Below are 14921 nucleotides of genomic sequence, written 5' to 3' on the forward strand. Positions count from 1 at the left end.
CTTATGTACAGTAACAAAAAAACTTGCCGGATTCAAGTGAACCTTATTGGAAGTGGTGTTTTTTATGAAAAATCAGCGTATTTTCCCAGGAATTATTTTACTCGGATTTGGTGCATACTTTTTCCTGCAGCAGAGCGGATTTACTGCCTTACAGCCTTTTTATTCCTGGCCGACTCTTCTCATTATTGTCGGAGCAGCCTTTTTAATTCAGGGATATGGTGCAAGAGATTATGATTCCATATTGCCTGGTGTCATTTTAACCGGATTTGGCCTGCACTTTCATGTGGTGAAACGCCTGGAAATTTGGCCGGATCACATCGGAACATTCATTCTGATAATAGCTCTCGGCTTCCTCCTTCGGCATCAGAAAACAGGGGCAGGGTTGTTCCAGAGTATCTTATTTTTAATTCTTGCCGCATTGCTTCTTTTTTATGACAGGGTAGCAGAGTGGATGGGACTGCTGGAAAGTGGTGTTTCTGATGTTTGGCAGCTATGGCCGATTCTTTTAATGCTAATTGGATTATATTTTTTATTATCAAAGAAAAAATAAGGCTCTTTTCGTATATATTGTTGTTTTTGGCCTATTAATGTTGTCCGTTGATTTCCGCTCCAGGATGCTCGCTTTCCGCGGGGCGGTGTGCCTCCTCGACGCTGTGTCTGTGGGGTCTCACCTGTCCCGCTACTCCCGCAGGACTTTGAATAAGCTTCCTTGAGTAAACACCGCACGAAGAAAATGCGAAACCATTTTCGAGGATCTCGCCTTCCGCTACAATCAACTCAGTAAATAAGGTACATAAAGCAACAAACCTTTCGAAAACATCCAAAAATAAAAGACAGGGATATTTAGCTTTTCCCTGTCTTTTACCATTCAAACTGTTTAGAGAACCGAATCCAGAAAATTTTTGGTTCTCTGTTCTTTTGGATTGTTAAACAGATCCTCCGGATGCCCCACCTCTACAATTTTTCCGTCATGCATATAGACAGCCCAATCTGCTACTTCTCTTGCAAAGCCCATTTCATGAGTAACGACGACCATAGTCATCCCTTCAAGAGCCAGCTCTTTCATTGTGGAAAGCACTTCCCCCACAAGCTCCGGATCAAGTGCAGATGTCGGCTCATCAAAAAGCATGATATCAGGCTTCATTGCCAGTGCCCTTGCAATGGCCACACGCTGTTTTTGTCCGCCTGAAAGTTTTGATGGATATACGTTTTCCTTATCAGAAAGTCCGACTTTTTTTAATAGTTCCTGGGCATCCTTTTTCACTTGATCCTTTGGAAGCTTTTTCACATGTAAAGGTGCTTCCATCACATTTTCGAGAACAGTCATATGAGGAAATAAATGAAAGTGCTGAAAAACCATTCCTACTTTTTCTCTTACTTTATTTAAATCGTGTGTATCTTTTTCAACCTTTTCACCCTCAAAAATGATATTGCCGCTGTCCTTTAATTCAAGAAAGTTTAAACAGCGGAGAAGTGTGCTTTTTCCGGACCCGCTTGCACCGATCAGGCAAACAACATCACTTTCTTTCACTGTTATGTCAATGTCCTTTAGTACGTGAAGATCCCCGAATGATTTGTTCAATTTTTCCACCTTAATCATATACGATTCACTCATGCCTTGATCCCCCCTTAATCACTGCTTGCCATTCTTTTCTCAATCATATTTACAAGGATGGAGAAAATAAGTACAAGTACTAAATAGTAAACAGCTACGATCAGCAAATAGCTCATGTAGTCATATTCATTAGAACCGTATGTCGTGGCTACGTTAAAGAGCTCGTACATGCCGATAAAAGAAGCAAGTGATGAATCCTTCAAAGCAATGATAAATTGATTGCCCAGAGGCGGCATAGCCCGGCGGAAAGCCTGAGGAAGAATGATCCTTCTCATTGCAAGGCCAGCAGTCATACCCAGCGATCGCCCTGCTTCCATTTGTCCTTTATCTATGGATTGAATAGAGCCCCTGAAAATTTCGGCTATATAGGCACCATTGTGAAAAGCAAGTCCAAGAACAACCGACCAAAACTGTGAAATATCCAATGCTGTCAATCCGAAATAGAAGATAAAAATCTGGACAACAAGAGGCGTTCCCCTGACAAGGAAAATATAGATGTCCGCAATCCATTCCAGAACTTTAATTCTTGAAATCTTTAAAAAGGCAAAAAACAATCCTATAAAAATAGCAATAAACACGGCAACAATGGTTAATTGAAAGGTTAAGAGCATTCCCTTTAAAAATACGGGATATGTATCAATAAACTTTGTAAGCAAATCCACAAAAATCCCCCTTCAGATGGCTATTTCAGTATGTGTAAAAACAAAACAGGCGAATGTTTGTCACACATCCGCCCGCAATGTTATTCCTTCTCAGGATCAACTGTTATATCTTCACCGATATATTTTTTGCTGATTTCTGTGAGTGTTCCATTCTCGCGAAGTGTTTCAAGAGCTTCATTCACTTTTTCGAGCAGCTCTTTATTATCCTTTGCAACAGCAATTGCCTGCTCACTGCGGCCCAGCAGCTCTTTGCCTTCGATTTTCATTCCGGCCCCAATCGCTTCTTTACCTGTTACGAAGTCAGTGATGACAGCATCATGTTTTCCCTTGCTCAAGGCCTCCAGGGCGACGACATCACTATCGTAGAACTGGATGTTATCTGTAACCTCCTCTGCATTTGAAGTGTATGTAGAACCCTTGGATACTGCTATTTCCATGCCTTCGAGATCGGCAAGCGTTTCAACGCTGCTGTCTGGACGCACATATATTTGCGGGCCGGAATAGTAATATGGCGTAGAAAAATTGACTGCCTTCAAACGTTCTTCTGTAATGGTGTGACTGGCTACCGCTGCATCAAAACGGCCGGACTTCACACCTTCGACAATACCGCCAAACTTAAATTTATTCTGAACCGGCTCAAGCCCGAGTTCTTTTGCTACAGCCTCGGCCACATCAATATCAAAGCCGCTCATGCTTCCATCATCATTTGTATAACTAAAAGGTTTGAACTCTCCCGAAGCAGCGTACGTAAATTTGTCTTCGTCTACCAAATCCATTCCGCTTTTAGACGCTTCCTCTGATCCGCATGCCACCAGGACCAAAACAAAAGCAGCTGCTATAATTCCTTTTAACCAATGTCTCACTAGTCTAAATTCCCCCTTCAGTATCTCTCTTTTATAAATGCCCCTTAACTCTATCATGATTTTAAAATATTCTCAAAATTCATATTATATGATAATTAATGATATTAAAGAATTTAAGCTGTTCTCATCAACTGACCCTCTTTGAACTCCAATATGACTCCATATCCTCCAGTATTCTTCAGATTCCTCACCCTTCGACAAACATTTTATCCATTTTACCCCATAATCTATTCCCCTTCGAAATATTGCAATGAAAGCACTCCTAGGAGGAAAGACCTTAATTCAGAAATACAAAAATCCCGCTGCCCATTGCAGCGGGATTTTTTTTTACATAAAGCTTTTCAATGCCGACCAAGCCTTGTCTTTTCCATAACCCGTTTCAGAGGAAAACATAATAATCTGATCATTCGGATCGATATCCAATGTTTCTTCCGTGATTTTCATATGTTTTTGCCACTTGGACTTAGGTATTTTATCCGCTTTGGTAGCAATCACTATACAAGGAATTTCATAATGCTTTAAAAAGTCGTACATCATGACATCGTCACTTGTAGGGGGATGGCGCAAATCAACTATCAGCACAACTGCTTTTAACTGTTCTCTGCTGGTTAAGTATGTTTCTATCATCTTTCCCCATGCTTCGCGTTCCTTTTTGGATACCTTTGCATACCCATAGCCTGGAACATCAACAAAATGAAGAATTTCGTTAATAAGGTAAAAATTCAGGGTCTGTGTCTTCCCCGGTTTAGAGGATATCCTGGCAAGTCCCCTACGATTAAGCATTTTATTAATGAACGAAGATTTGCCGACGTTGGAACGGCCGGCAAGGGCGAATTCCGGCAAATCACTTTCAGGGTATTGATCAGGCTTAACAGCACTGATGACGATTTCTGAGCTGGTTACCTTCATGCTTGAACACCGCCATTCAGGGCATGTTTTAAGACTTCGTCCACATGTGATACCAAAACAAAATCAAGCTCTTCCCTGATGCTTTCGGGGATATCTTCAATATCCTTTTCATTATCTTTAGGGAGGATAATCTTAGTCAATCCTGCACGATGGGCGCTCAAAGATTTTTCCTTCAAACCGCCAATAGGAAGCACTCGGCCTCTTAAGGTGATCTCCCCTGTCATTCCCACTTCTTTACGGATTGGTTTTCCAGACAGCGCAGAAACCAGTGCGGTTGTAATGGTAATTCCTGCAGATGGACCATCTTTTGGAACAGCACCTTCTGGTACATGGATGTGAATGTCATGCTTTTCATGGAAATTCTCATCAATGCCCAGTTCTTTAGCCTTTGAACGAACATAACTGAATGCCGCTTGAGCAGACTCTTTCATAACATCCCCAAGTTTGCCTGTAAGAACAAGCTTCCCTTTTCCAGGAGAAAGGGATACTTCTATCTGAAGGGTGTCGCCGCCAACTGTGGTATAGGCCAGCCCTGTAGCAACGCCAACCTGGTCTTCAAGCTCAGCCTGACCGTAGCGGTATTTAGGCTTTCCAAGAAACTCTTCAGTATTTTTACTATTCACAATCACTTTCTTCTTTTCGCCGGATACGATAATTTTCGCTGTTTTTCTGCAGATAGTAGCCAGCTGACGCTCCAACCCCCGGACTCCTGCCTCACGAGTATAATAGCGGACTACCTTCTGCAGGCCATCTTCACGAATCTGAAGCTGTGATTTGGAAAGTCCATGTTCTTTAATTTGCTTAGGCAGCAGGTGGTCTTTTGCTATATGAATCTTCTCTTGCTCTGTATAGCCTGCAATCGTGATAACTTCCATTCTGTCCAGCAGCGGACCAGGGATCGTCCCGAGATTGTTGGCTGTTGCTATAAACATGACCTTTGAGAGATCATATGTTTCTTCAATATAATGATCACTAAAATTATGGTTCTGCTCAGGGTCTAAAACCTCCAGCATCGCAGATGAAGGATCCCCGCGGAAATCAGAAGACATTTTGTCAATTTCATCAAGCAGGAACACAGGGTTAATGGTCCCTGCCTTTTTCATGCCCTGAATGATGCGGCCAGGCATGGCACCTACATAAGTCCTTCTATGTCCGCGAATCTCAGACTCATCCCGGACCCCGCCTAGGGATACCCGGACGAAATTGCGGTTAAGCGATGTTGCAATAGAACGCGCAAGGCTTGTTTTACCGACACCCGGAGGGCCAGCAAGACAAAGAATCGGCCCCTTAAGGGAATTCGTCAGCTTTTGCACCGCGAGGTATTCCAGAACCCGTTCCTTAACTTTTTCCAGGCCGTGATGGTCTTCATTCAAAATTCTTTCCGCCTTCAGGATATCCAAGTCATCATCTGTTGCCCTTGACCATGGCAATGTGACAAGCCATTCGATATAGTTGCGGATAACTGCACTTTCAGCTGAACTGGATGGAACTTTCTCATATCGGTCCAGTTCTTTTAAAGCTGTCAGCTCGACATGCTCAGGCATGCCTGCATTTTCAATCTTTTCCGTCAGCTCAGCTATTTCTCCTGTCTTGCCTTCCTTATCCCCCAGCTCTTTTTGGATTGCTTTCATCTGTTCACGCAAATAATATTCCTTCTGCGTTCGCTCCATTGATTTTTTCACACGCTGGCCAATCTTTTTTTCAAGGTTCAGAACTTCTTTTTCATTATGAATGATTTCGATAACCTGGTTCATGCGCTCTTTTACATCAATGGTTTCAAGAATTTCCTGTTTTTCTTTAAGCTTTAAAGGCAAATGGGAAGAAATGATATCTGCCATGCGCCCCGGCTCTTCTATATCTGCTACAGAGGAGTACGTTTCGGCTGAAATCTTCTTCGATACCTTTATGTATTGCTCAAAATATTCAAGCATGGTCCTCATCAATGCCTGATCTTCTACGTCCTTGGTCTCAGGATCCTCAAAAAGCTTCACACTAACGGAATAATGTTCGGCTTCTTCCTGAAAATCAATGATTTCCGCTCTCTTAAGCCCTTCAACAAGAACACGGATTGTACCGTTTGGAAGCTTGAGCATCTGCTTTACACGTGTTAGCGTGCCCATTCCATATAGATCATCTTCTGATGGTTCATCTATAGATATATCCTTTTGTGTTGTTAAGAAAATTAAATGGTCATCTACCATTGCTTTTTCAAGAGCCTGAACCGATTTCTCACGGCCTACATCCAAATGCAGAACCATGGTCGGATAAACAAGCAAGCCCCGAAGCGGCAGGAGGGGGACGATGATTTCTTTCTTTTTCGCCATTCCATTGCACCTCCAAAATGCATCTTTTTAACCCCATTATTGCTAATAATTTCTTTGTACAATTCTATCGTATTTAAATAGCAGTGTCTATTAAAGAGAAATTGCTGAAAGCCTGTATTAAAAAGATATTCATTTATAATTACACTTTATCCTTCTTTACGCAAATAAAACTTCGGTTTGTAGCCTAAACTGCAAACCGAAGTTTCTGACCGCGATTAGCGGGAGGCGTTTGTACAGCGGTTTTTCCATAACTGACAAACCCTGAATGGGTTACTGGGCCACACATCATATGCTCTCTTTTTTCTTTAATTCGATTGAAGCGGTTATGGCCTGCTCTTTGAGATACTCTTTTTGCAGCGCTGCATCAAATACTTCATTCAAATGGGTTACAGGAATAATCTTAATACCTGTTATCTCCTTTAAGATGGATTGCATATTTTCTTTTGGGATAATTACTGTCTGTGCTCCTGCTTTTTTGGCAGCTTTCACCTTTGGATATACTCCTCCAATTGGCTTAACGTACCCATGTATGCTGATTTCCCCGGTCATAGCTACAGTATTGTCCACTGGCCGTTTATAAATAGCAGAATAGATCCCTGTCGCCATAGCAATGCCCGCAGAAGGGCCGTCAATTGGAACTCCGCCAGGGAAGTTGACATGAATATCATATTCGTCAGCCGGTACGCCCATTGATCTCAAAACAGTAATAACATTTTCAATTGAACCCTTGGCCATACTTTTTCTGCGGATTGATTTTCCTTGGCCGCCAATACTTTCCTCTTCTACTATGCCTGTAATATTTATACTGCCTTTTTCTTTTGCAGGAATTACAGTAACTTCAATATCAAGCAAAGCACCTGTGTTCGGTCCATATACGGCCAGCCCATTTACAAGACCAACAGCAGAATGGGAATTGATTTTTCTTTCCATTCTCGGTGAAAGCTGACTCGATTGCACAACCCATTCAATATCTTCATCTTTTATGTAATCTCGGTCTTCAGTAATCGCTAAACCTGCAGAGATTTGAATCATATTAACCGCTTCCCGCCCATTTCTTGCATAATTAGCAAGAATGCCAAGCGCATTTTCACTAATAGTGAGATTAACCTTTTCCGAAGCCTTTTTTGCTACAGCTGAAATCTCTTCTTCAGCTAGCTCTCTGAAAAAAACCTCCATGCATCTTGAACGAATGGCAGGCGGTATTTCATTCGGAGTCCTGGTAGTTGCTCCGATCAGGCGGAAGTCCGCAGGCAGGCCATTTTTAAAAATATCATGAATATGGGTTGGTATTTGAGTATTTTCTTCATTATAATAAGCACTTTCCAGAAATACTTTCCGGTCTTCAAGCACTTTCAGAAGCTTGTTCATCTGTATGGGGTGAAGCTCACCGATTTCGTCAATAAAAAGTACGCCTCCATGCGCATTTGTAACAGCACCCTGTTTAGGCTGCGGAATTCCCGCCTGGCCCATTGCCCCAGCACCCTGATAGATAGGATCATGAACAGAACCAATCAGAGGATCCGCAATGCCCCTCTCATCGAATCTCGCCGTAGTAGCATCCAGTTCTATAAAAACAGAAGCTTTCTCAAAAGGGGACTTTGCATTTTTCTTAGCTTCTTCCAGTACCAATCTGGCCGCAGCCGTTTTTCCCACGCCAGGGGGACCATATATTATAACATGTTGAGGATTGGGTCCGCACAATGCCGCTTTCAGAGATTTAATTCCATCCTCCTGCCCCACAATGTCTGCAAAACTGGCTGGACGAACTTTTTCTGATAATGGTTCAGTTAGTGAAATGGAACGCATCTTTTTTAATACATCCATTTCCTTCCTTGATTCACGGTCGATAGAAACCTTTTGTGTCCGCTGGCTCCTAAGCAAATTCCAAAAGTAAAGTCCAATGACAATTCCAAAAAACAATTGGATAAATAAAGCGATCCCCGTCCAACTCATTGTGTTCCCTCCTGCATTATTTGTTCTCGTTGATAATGCTAGTATCTCCCTGACTGAGTTGGAATAAACAAGGAATTCATTTAAAAGTAAGCGTCTTGTCCACCACCGATTGTTCGCGAGAAAGGTGGCGCTTGACAATCCTAAGTATACAAAGTTTTAAATTCCGAAAGGCATAAAAAGTGGCCATGCCCCAAGGCTGGCCACTTTTTATTATGCTGAAGTCTTGCGCTCTTCTTCTACAACTGTTCCGTCCTCCAAAACAAGTTTTGGCGAACCATTGTCAATAACCGTTTCTTTCGTAATAATGCACTTTTTAATATCTTCGCGCGATGGAAGATCAAACATTACATCCAGCATGATTCCTTCAATAATGGAGCGCAGACCGCGGGCCCCTGTTTTTCTTTCAATTGCTTTTTTAGCAATTTCTTCAAGTGCGCCTTCTTCAAAATCAAGCTCAACATCGTCAAGTTCAAGCATTTTCTGATATTGTTTGACAAGTGCATTTTTAGGTTTAGTTAAAATCTCAATTAATGCAGCTTCATCAAGCTGGGAAAGACTTGCAATAACCGGAAGACGCCCGATAAATTCAGGAATTAACCCGAATTTCAGCAGGTCTTCAGGAAGCACCTTTGCAAGAAGATCCTTTGGCTCAATTTCTTTTTGATTCTGGTCGGATCCAAAGCCAATAACCTTCTGGCCTAAACGGCGTTTAATAATTTGCTCGATGCCATCAAATGCGCCGCCGCAAATAAACAGGATATTGGTCGTGTCAATCTGGATAAATTCCTGATGAGGATGTTTGCGGCCCCCTTGTGGCGGTACGCTCGCAACTGTACCTTCCAGAATTTTCAATAGAGCCTGCTGAACACCTTCACCCGATACATCACGAGTAATTGACGGATTTTCCGACTTACGTGCAACTTTATCAATCTCATCGATATAAATGATTCCTTTTTCTGCCTTTTCCACATCATAATCTGCTGCCTGAATAAGCTTTAGGAGGATGTTTTCAACATCTTCCCCGACATATCCGGCTTCAGTCAAAGATGTTGCGTCTGCTATTGCAAACGGAACATTTAGAATACGGGCCAATGTCTGAGCCAGCAAGGTTTTACCGCTTCCAGTCGGACCGATCATGGCAATATTACTTTTTGATAGTTCAACTTCATCAATCTTGCTGTTGGAATTGATGCGCTTATAGTGATTATATACTGCTACAGATAACGATTTCTTAGCCTGATCCTGGCCAATTACGTACTCATCCAGAATATCGCGGATTTCTGCTGGCTTTGGAACATCTTTGAATTCCACTTCTTCTTCTGTCCCCAGCTCTTCTTCCACAATTTCAGTGCAAAGCTCAATGCATTCATCACATATATATACTCCTGGCCCAGCAACAAGTTTGCGGACCTGATCCTGTGTCTTGCCACAGAAAGAACATTTCAATTGCCCTTTTTCATCATTAAATTTAAACAAATCCTTCACCCCTTGAAAAAACTTCAAAACGATATATTAAGCTTGCGAGATCACATGCAAATAGTTCTTTATTCAGCCATAGAAAGGTTGGGAATTATAGTGGACTCTGTGAAATATACGTGCAAACATGCCCTCTTTAATAATTCACACTTTCTTAAAAATCAAAACCTTCAGCAGTTATGTATTGCATTGTAACACATTTTTACAGTGGACAGGAAATGATAACTCTTAAAACATTCCAATTATGTATGCATGCATGTGATGGCATTTCGCAAAGAAAAAACAGGCTGAATTTTATATGTACTTTCATAAGCTTAACCAAAAATGGCTAAATTAAGTCGGTCCCTTGGACCGATAATTAAATTATCTATATATGTATTTGTATTCCTGTCCATGTCCAATATGCCGTAAAACTTTTCACCAGGCAAAAGATACAAGGGAGATTTTCATTATGTATGGTCTTGATGGTATAAAACAAGGCACGATAAACTCGCGCCTTGTTTACTACTACTTCTATTATGCAACAGTCTTGCTATTTTCCACAAGAAAATCGACTGCTTTTTTAATTTGAAGATCTGCTTTTAGGCCTTCAAGGCTTCCAAGAGCTTGTGTGATCTGGTCAGCAGACATGTTGTACATTTCTGCCATTTTGTTAAGTTCTTCTGTAACTTCTTCATCGCTTACTTCGATGTTTTCTGCTTTTGCAATTGCTTCAAGAGTCAGGTTAACGCGTACGCGTTTTTCAGCTTCCTCTTTCATTTGCTCGCGCAGTGCATCTTCATCCTGTCCGGAGAACTGGAAGTACAGTTCAAGGTTCATGCCTTGCATTTGCAGACGCTGTTCAAATTCCTGCATCATGCGGTTAACTTCTGTGTCAACCATAGCAGCTGGAATTTCCATTTCAGCGTTAGCTGCTGCTGCTTCAACAACAGTATCGCGGACATGGTGCTCAGCTTCATGCTTTTTGCTTTCTTCTAAGCGAGTTTTAATTTTTTCTTTTAATGCATCCAAAGTTTCAACTTCTTCGTCTGCATCTTTAGCAAACTCATCATCAAGCTCAGGAAGCTGTTTTGTTTTGATTTCATGTACAGTTACTTTAAAAGTTGCAGGCTTTCCAGCTAGCTCAGCAGCATGGTATTCCTCTGGGAATGTAACTTCAACTTCCTTAGATTCTCCAGTTGCAGTACCAGCCAGCTGATCTTCAAAGCCAGGGATGAATTGTCCTGAACCAAGTTCTAAAGAGTAGTTCTCAGCTTTTCCGCCTTCGAAAGCTTCGCCATCAACGAACCCTTCAAAGTCCATAACAACTGTATCGCCATTTTCAGCTTTTCCTTCTTCTTTAACGGCAAGTTCAGCTTGTCTTTCCTGAAGTGAAGTTAGCTCGCTGTTAACATCTTCATCTGTAACGTTTGTTTCAAGCGGCTTAACTTCAAGGCCTTTGTATTCGCCAAGCTTTACTTCAGGCTTAACAGTAACTGTAGCTTTGAAGATAAGGCTTTTTCCTTTTTCGATTTGCTCAACATCGATTTCAGGACGATCTACCGGCTCAACGCCTGTTTCATCAATTGCATTAGCATAGGCTTCTGGAAGAAGATAATCTACTGCATCCTGGTATAAAGATTCAATTCCGAAACGCTTTTCAAACATTCCGCGAGGCATTTTCCCTTTACGGAATCCTGGAACGTTAACTTGCTTAACTACTTTTTTAAATGCAGCGTCTAAGCCTTCGTTTACTTTCTCTGCATCTACTTCAATTGTAAGAACCCCGCGGTTCCCTTCTAACTTTTCAAATTTAGCAGACATACAATCATTTCCCTCCAAAAATCTATTGTCATTTCATTCAACACAGAATGTTATGAATATCTCTTGTTTTCAAGCCATATCCATTAAAAAAAATGTATATATACACATAATACAACCATTATATTATAACATACACTCTCTGTCTTTCAACATTGAAGGCTAAATATTGGGATAAGAAATTTCTTCTATCTTTCTTATTAAGACAAGAGCCTGCTCTATTTCCTCATCTGGAGCTTCATAAATATCTCCCAGTTTGCTGATAGAACTGGTTAAGCCATGATACTCATATGAAAGCATATGGTATGCCGCCGCCCAGGACGCAGCATTATCCGGTGAGGCTTCAAGCGGATATAACAGGAAAAAGTGCCTTTCTGCAAGGCTCTTTGTATTTTCATATAATACCGGATCTTCCTGCTCAATTTGAATCTCCAGTTTATTGACTATTTTTAACAGCATCGGCTGCCGATGTACAGGGGGGAGTTCAGCAGGAATAACCCGGACAATTTTATTAAACTTCCGAATCGGTACATATTTATCATATTCATGCTCTGTAAGCACATTTAACAGCATCGTTTTAAAGAAAGGATTTCCGTCATCTGCTTCAAGGTATGCTTTAATATCTTCTATATATGGCCTGATATTATGTTCTGCCAGCTGTGCAGCAATCTGCATTTGTTCATGCTGATCCTGGCAGGAGAACAGATCGAGCTTTCTACCCTTGAATTCCTCCATTTCAGGTGCTTCAATCTCGGCTTCGGAGGGTGAAGCACCCATCTTTCTGCTGAACTCAAGCATTCTGCTGAAATGTTCAAACTTCTCCTTCGGAATCTCCCTCTCTTCAAGGAGAACTTCAATCATTGCTGCAATCTCGCTGTATTGATGCAGCTGCACAAGGATCATTAAATAAAGATCCATTACTTGTATGTAATCCCCAATGCCTGTCTGGAGCATTTTATTAGCCAGTTCTTTCGCTTTTTCCAAAGCTCCCGCTTCATAATATGCCAGAACAAGCCCGATATGGACATCGGTATTATCAGGATCCATCACCTTCGCTTCTTCAAAGTACTGGATCGATTCCTGATACCTTTTCAGCTGAAAGGACTCAAGCCCTTTTTCCAGCAGTCTTTTCTCAAGGCCGGGGAATAGAATTATTTTATTGTTTTGTTTTTTCCGTTCCCGCTTTCCCATGCTAGTACCGCCTCAACTTATATTTTTGAAGTTAGTGTAGCATGAATCAGCAGAAAAACAAAAAGATTCATGGTTTCCCGCCATGAATCTTTCACACATTCTTACTGTACTGCTAACTGTTTTCCTTCAAAATTTGAAATGTTTTTTTCTAATTGAAGGGTAATCTCTATTTCATCCCAGCCATTAATCAGCATTTTTTTCCAGTAATCATTAATAGAAAATGACGCTGAAAAATTATGTTCATCTTCAATAACTTGATTCTGCAAATCAACCTTCAATTCGTACGGCTGGCTTTTAGCACTCTTTAGCAGATATTCGACAGTTTCAGCCGGAAGAGTGATTGGCAATAGTCCATTTTTTAAGCAATTTTGATGAAAAATATCAGCAAATGAAGGGGCAATGATGACTTTAAAGCCATAATCTCCTAAAGCCCATGGTGCATGCTCCCTCGAAGAACCGCAGCCGAAGTTTTCATTTGCAATGAGGATAGGGGCACCCTGGTTTTCTTCCTTATTCAACTCAAACTCAGGGTTTGGCAAACCATCTTTTGTAAATCTCCAGTCATAGAATAGGTACTGTCCAAACCCCGTTTTCTCAATTCTTTTAAGAAATTGCTTGGGGATAATCTGATCGGTATCCACATTTGCTCTATCTAAAGCAGCAGCTTTCCCTTGCAGTGTTTTAAATCCGCTCATTTTGTTCTCCTCCTTCTTATTGAACTGTTTCTGCACTAAGCAAAGCACCTACGTCCACAAAATGTCCGTACAAAGCTGCAGCTGCCGCCATTAATGGACTGACAAGATGTGTTCTGGCCCCTGATCCCTGGCGTCCTTCAAAATTTCGGTTGGATGTTGATGCACAATGCTCGCCGCTTGGCACAATATCATTATTCATGCTCAAACACATGCTGCAGCCTGATTCCCTCCATTCAAAACCAGCCTGCTTAAAGATTAGATCCAGTCCTTCAGCCTCCGCCTGCTTTTTGACCTGCTGTGACCCTGGAACAACAAGTGCACGGACTCGAGGATGAACCTTCTTCCCTCTAATTATTTCCGCGGCCTGTTTTAAGTCTTCCAGCCGGGAATTTGTACAGGACCCGATGAAAACATGCTGAATCTGAATGTCTTCAATTCTCTGCCCTTCCTGCAGCCCCATATAATCTAACGCTCTGGAAAGTGACTTTTGTTCAAGCTCATTCTTGCATTCCTCAAGTTTTGGAAGCTGTTCATTTATTTTGGAAGTCATTGAAGGATTCGTTCCCCAGCTTACCATTGGCGCAATATCTGCTGCATCAATTCGAATGGTTTTATCGTAATCCGCATCAGGATCGGATACAAGCTCTTTCCAATTCTCGACCGCTTGCGCAAATTCTGCTCCTTCTGGTGCATACTTCCGTCCTTGCAGATACGCAAACGTCGTTTCATCAGGACTGACAAGCCCCGCCCTTGCTCCTCCTTCAATGGACATATTGCAAATCGTCATTCTTTCTTCCATTGACATTTTCGCAATGGCATCCCCGCAATATTCAATAATATGACTCGTGCCAAAGCCAATTCCGTTTTGAGCAATAATATAAAGTATAACATCTTTAGCGGTAACACCCTTTTTCAGCTCGCCATTAATCTCCAGCTTTAATGTTTTAGGCTTGCTTTGCCATAAAGTCTGGGTAGCCATGACATGCTCCACTTCACTTGTTCCAATGCCAAATGCTATTGATCCAAATGCTCCATGAGTGGATGTATGGCTGTCGCCGCAAACAATCGTCATGCCTGGCTGAGTAAGCCCCAGCTCCGGACCGATCACATGTACAATCCCCTGTTCAGGACTATCCAGCCCGGCAAGAGGGATGCCGAATTCCAGGCAGTTTTTTTCCAAAGTGGTCATTTGATTTAATGCAACAGGATCATTGATGACTTTTCGGTTATCAGTAGGAATATTGTGGTCAACTGTAGCAAACGTTTTATCAGGCCTTCTCACTTTCCTGTTTTTCATTCTTAAACCGGAAAAAGCCTGAGGGGATGTAACTTCATGCACCAAGTGGAGGTCTATGTACATCAAATCCGGCTTTCCCTCTTCCCTGTGGACTACATGCTTTTCCCAAATCTTATCTATTATTGATTTTCCCATT

At 41.7% G+C, this 14921-nt stretch carries 12 protein-coding genes; 1 reads left to right on the forward strand and 11 read right to left on the reverse strand.

All coding sequences use genetic code 11. The features are described from left to right. The first annotated feature begins 64 nt into the window (after positions 1–64). Positions 65–550 carry a LiaI-LiaF-like domain-containing protein gene (locus JI665_RS09540; RefSeq protein WP_206838989.1) on the forward strand — a complete coding sequence of 162 codons (486 nt, stop codon included), beginning with the start codon at positions 65–67 and terminating at the stop codon, positions 548–550. A 327-nt stretch (positions 551–877) separates the two neighbouring features. On the opposite strand, the gene JI665_RS09545 is transcribed toward JI665_RS09540, so the two are convergent. The 11 genes from JI665_RS09545 to leuC all read right to left on the reverse strand — a co-directional run bounded on the left by JI665_RS09545 (position 878) and on the right by leuC (position 14920). Then, positions 878–1615: an amino acid ABC transporter ATP-binding protein gene (locus tag JI665_RS09545; protein WP_280516076.1), complete on the reverse strand. Its 738-nt coding sequence runs from the start codon at positions 1613–1615 to the stop codon at positions 878–880. Positions 1616–1629: 14 nt separating this feature from the next. Then, positions 1630–2277 carry an amino acid ABC transporter permease gene (locus JI665_RS09550; protein ID WP_206838991.1) on the reverse strand — a complete coding sequence of 216 codons (648 nt, stop codon included), beginning with the start codon at positions 2275–2277 and terminating at the stop codon, positions 1630–1632. A gap of 80 nt (positions 2278–2357) precedes the next feature. Further along, a complete protein-coding gene (locus tag JI665_RS09555; RefSeq protein WP_206838992.1) occupies positions 2358–3140 on the reverse strand; it encodes a transporter substrate-binding domain-containing protein in 783 nt (260 codons plus the stop codon). A 327-nt stretch (positions 3141–3467) separates the two neighbouring features. Next, complete coding sequence (gene yihA, locus JI665_RS09560; protein ID WP_206838993.1) at positions 3468–4049, reverse strand: ribosome biogenesis GTP-binding protein YihA/YsxC; 582 nt, start codon at positions 4047–4049, stop codon at positions 3468–3470. Continuing rightward, positions 4046–6373 carry an endopeptidase La gene (gene lon, locus JI665_RS09565; protein ID WP_206838994.1) on the reverse strand — a complete coding sequence of 776 codons (2328 nt, stop codon included), beginning with the start codon at positions 6371–6373 and terminating at the stop codon, positions 4046–4048. The genes yihA and lon overlap by 4 nt, the downstream gene beginning before the upstream one ends. A gap of 285 nt (positions 6374–6658) precedes the next feature. Continuing rightward, positions 6659–8326, reverse strand: a complete 1668-nt coding sequence (lonB, locus tag JI665_RS09570; protein WP_206838995.1) for an ATP-dependent protease LonB — start codon at positions 8324–8326, stop codon at positions 6659–6661. Positions 8327–8536: 210 nt separating this feature from the next. Next, a complete protein-coding gene (clpX, locus tag JI665_RS09575; protein WP_009333167.1) occupies positions 8537–9802 on the reverse strand; it encodes an ATP-dependent protease ATP-binding subunit ClpX in 1266 nt (421 codons plus the stop codon). A 516-nt stretch (positions 9803–10318) separates the two neighbouring features. Next, positions 10319–11605: a trigger factor gene (gene tig, locus JI665_RS09580; RefSeq protein WP_206838996.1), complete on the reverse strand. Its 1287-nt coding sequence runs from the start codon at positions 11603–11605 to the stop codon at positions 10319–10321. Positions 11606–11764: 159 nt separating this feature from the next. Next, a complete protein-coding gene (locus JI665_RS09585; protein WP_206838997.1) occupies positions 11765–12793 on the reverse strand; it encodes a tetratricopeptide repeat protein in 1029 nt (342 codons plus the stop codon). A 101-nt stretch (positions 12794–12894) separates the two neighbouring features. Beyond that, the gene (leuD, locus tag JI665_RS09590; protein ID WP_206838998.1) at positions 12895–13488 is read right to left on the reverse strand and encodes a 3-isopropylmalate dehydratase small subunit; all 594 of its coding nucleotides are present in this window, start codon (positions 13486–13488) and stop codon (positions 12895–12897) included. 16 nt (positions 13489–13504) lie between these two features. Further along, on the reverse strand, positions 13505–14920 hold the full coding sequence (gene leuC / locus JI665_RS09595; protein WP_206839000.1) for a 3-isopropylmalate dehydratase large subunit: 1416 nt from the start codon (positions 14918–14920) through the stop codon (positions 13505–13507). Position 14921 lies beyond the last annotated feature (1 nt).

The organism is Bacillus sp. NTK034, assembly GCF_017303275.1.
Classification (GTDB): domain Bacteria; phylum Bacillota; class Bacilli; order Bacillales; family Cytobacillaceae; genus Cytobacillus.

What these genes read in the sequence shown, in the direction of transcription:
- tig (WP_206838996.1), bottom strand. Translation starts at nt 11,605, where the DNA reads ATGTCTGCTAAATTTGAAAAGTTAGAAGGGAACCGCGGGGTTCTTACA.
- JI665_RS09545 (WP_280516076.1), bottom strand. Translation starts at nt 1,615, where the DNA reads ATGAGTGAATCGTATATGATTAAGGTGGAAAAATTGAACAAATCATTC.
- JI665_RS09585 (WP_206838997.1), bottom strand. Translation starts at nt 12,793, where the DNA reads ATGGGAAAGCGGGAACGGAAAAAACAAAACAATAAAATAATTCTATTC.
- leuD (WP_206838998.1), bottom strand. Translation starts at nt 13,488, where the DNA reads ATGAGCGGATTTAAAACACTGCAAGGGAAAGCTGCTGCTTTAGATAGA.
- JI665_RS09540 (WP_206838989.1), top strand. Translation starts at nt 65, where the DNA reads ATGAAAAATCAGCGTATTTTCCCAGGAATTATTTTACTCGGATTTGGT.
- lonB (WP_206838995.1), bottom strand. Translation starts at nt 8,326, where the DNA reads ATGAGTTGGACGGGGATCGCTTTATTTATCCAATTGTTTTTTGGAATT.
- yihA (WP_206838993.1), bottom strand. Translation starts at nt 4,049, where the DNA reads ATGAAGGTAACCAGCTCAGAAATCGTCATCAGTGCTGTTAAGCCTGAT.
- lon (WP_206838994.1), bottom strand. Translation starts at nt 6,373, where the DNA reads ATGGCGAAAAAGAAAGAAATCATCGTCCCCCTCCTGCCGCTTCGGGGC.
- leuC (WP_206839000.1), bottom strand. Translation starts at nt 14,920, where the DNA reads ATGGGAAAATCAATAATAGATAAGATTTGGGAAAAGCATGTAGTCCAC.